Source organism: Desulfobulbaceae bacterium, from assembly GCA_015231515.1.
In the GTDB taxonomy this organism is placed as follows: domain Bacteria; phylum Desulfobacterota; class Desulfobulbia; order Desulfobulbales; family VMSU01; genus JADGBM01.
Genome location: JADGBM010000218.1, coordinates 1 through 2325, shown reverse-complemented (window position 1 = coordinate 2325; position 2325 = coordinate 1). Strand labels below are relative to the sequence as shown.

Here is a 2325-nt window from a genome sequence, read left to right as displayed (position 1 = left end):
AGGCCTGCGCCCTTCGGGCAGCCCTGAGCAACCTTCAAGACGTTGGTTATGTCGGTGCTTCGGGCTTAGCCGGTTTTGAAGATAATAACACTATTACGACTAAACGATTACATGACAACGTATACATTATTGGCGACGATTTATCAGCGGCCAGACCAGGCCAAGGATTAATGGCGCCTCGGGTTGGCATCGCCGCCCATCACCAAGCAAACCAACTCCTTCGCATTCTTTTAGGCTTAGGATAACTACAGATCCGTATAAACAATTATGAATATCACAGTAAACGGTGAGCCGAAAGTGGCCCCCAAAAATAGCACAGTATATGATTATGTCTGTAGCTTGAATTTTGACCCAGAAACCGTCGTTGTCGAAATCGACGGCAAAATCATACAAAGAGAAGAGTACCAAACCAGACAACTTAAAGATGGCTGCATTCTTGAGCTGATCCGTTTTATTGGAGGCGGTTGAGATGCTCACCATTGCAGGCAAGTCTTTTACCTCCCGTCTTTTTACCGGTACCGGGAAATTCTCATCATCACAGGTAATGCGTCAAGCCCTTGATGCCTCTGAAAGTCAGATGGTAACAGTTGCGTTGCGACGGATTGACCTTAATGACCCTGGCGATGACATCATGAAGGTTCTGGATCGGAATAAATTCTTTTTTCTACCCAATACATCAGGCGCCCGTAATGCCGAAGAGGCAATTCGCCTGGCCAATCTCGCCCGTGCCTCTGGCGGCGGTAATTGGCTCAAGCTGGAAGTCACCCCAGACCCGCGCACACTGCTGCCTGACCCAATTGAAACCTTCAAAGCCACAGCAGCCTTGGTAAAAGATGGTTTTGTCGTGCTTCCCTACATGAATGCCGATCCCATATTGGCCTTGCGCCTCCAGGAAGTTGGCGCCGCAGCAGTCATGCCCCTGGGAGCACCTATTGGCACAAACCAGGGCATTCTTACCAAAGACCAGGTTGCAATTATTATTGCCCAATCCCAAGTACCTGTTGTGGTTGATGCCGGGCTGGGGGCGCCATCACACGCCGCTCTTGCCATGGAAATGGGCGCGGATGCAGTCCTTGTCAACACCGCTATTGCCGTGGCCGGTGACCCGGTTAAAATGGCAGTGGCCTTTGCAAAGGCAGTTATTGCCGGACGTCTTGCCTTTGAAGCCGGATTAGGGGCACAATCAGCTGAGGCCTCTGCTTCATCGCCTGAAACAGGATTAGATTTTCTACGATCATGACATTTTCATTGCCTTCTTTCGATATCCTCAGCCAACCGATTTATGCAAGCACCTCAGCTGATGTCGAAGGCGCGTTACAGGCTGACAAATTAACCACAAGAAACCTGGCAGCACTTTTAAGTCCAGCGGCCAAGCCATATCTAAATACTATGGCCGCACGCTCTCAGAAAATAACCCAGCAGCGTTTTGGTCGGGTAATTCAAATCTATGCACCTGTTTACCTTTCCAACTTCTGCACAAACAGCTGTGCATATTGTGGTTTTGCGGCTGAAAACAAAATTAAACGACGAATTCTTAGCATAGAAGAGATCCGTAACGAAATCGATATTCTCGCCAAAAGAGGCTTCAGCCACATACTCCTTGTTTCTGGCGAGGCGCCTAAGATAATGGGGGTTAATCACCTTGAAGCAGTTGCTCACCTGATGCGAGATCGATTCGCTTCTGTGTCAATTGAAGTACAACCTCTTTCAAAAGAGGAGTACTCCAGACTTTTTGCGGCAGGCATCACCAGTGTTGCCGTCTACCAGGAGACGTACGATCGTGTCATTTACGACAAGGTCCATCTGAAAGGCAAGAAGTGCGACTATGATTTTCGCTTAGATACCCCAGCTCGTGCTGCTGAGGCCGGCATGCGTGAAGTTGGTATTGGAGCTTTGCTTGGTCTTGCTGACTGGAGGGCGGAAGGATTGGCCCTTGCCATGCACCTTGCCTGGTTACGGAAAAAATTCTGGCGGGTTGGACTGACCGTTTCTTTCCCTCGTCTCAGACCGGCAGAAGGCAACTTTACGCCTCTTGCTCCCGTTAACGAAAGTGACCTTAGCCAGCTGATTTTTGCCTTGCGGATTTTTGATCATGACGTCGGACTCCTGCTCTCAACCCGGGAAGAAGCCCGCTACAGAAATGGTATGCTTGGACTAGGCCCAACCAGGTACTCCGCTGGTTCCTGTACTGCACCAGGTGGTTATGCAAATCCTGATATTGCCGGTGAACAGTTTGAGGTTGATGATAACCGCTCAATTATCGAAGTATGTACAGCCATCCGCAATAAAGGATTTGACCCTGTCAGAAAAGACTGGGACCCTGTT

4 protein-coding genes are annotated in these 2325 nt (G+C 49.4%); all 4 read left to right on the top strand.

Going from position 1 to position 2325, the window contains the following annotated elements; all coding sequences use genetic code 11:
• The coding region (locus HQK80_16495; protein ID MBF0223790.1) for a sulfur carrier protein ThiS adenylyltransferase ThiF at positions 1-245 on the top strand (245 nt) is incomplete at its 5' end.
• A 22-nt stretch (positions 246-267) separates the two neighbouring features.
• Positions 268-468 carry a sulfur carrier protein ThiS gene (thiS, locus tag HQK80_16490; protein ID MBF0223789.1) on the top strand — a complete coding sequence of 67 codons (201 nt, stop codon included), beginning with the start codon at positions 268-270 and terminating at the stop codon, positions 466-468.
• Position 469: 1 nt separating this feature from the next.
• Complete coding sequence (locus HQK80_16485) at positions 470-1240, top strand: thiazole synthase (protein MBF0223788.1); 771 nt, start codon at positions 470-472, stop codon at positions 1238-1240.
• A partial coding sequence (gene thiH, locus HQK80_16480; protein MBF0223787.1) for a 2-iminoacetate synthase ThiH occupies positions 1237-2325 on the top strand: 1089 nt, incomplete at its 3' end. The genes HQK80_16485 and thiH, both read left to right, overlap by 4 nt.

Bases quoted from the DNA above. Each gene is read 5' to 3' on its own strand.
- thiS (MBF0223789.1), top strand. From the start codon at position 268: ATGAATATCACAGTAAACGGTGAGCCGAAAGTGGCCCCCAAAAATAGC.
- HQK80_16485 (MBF0223788.1), top strand. From the start codon at position 470: ATGCTCACCATTGCAGGCAAGTCTTTTACCTCCCGTCTTTTTACCGGT.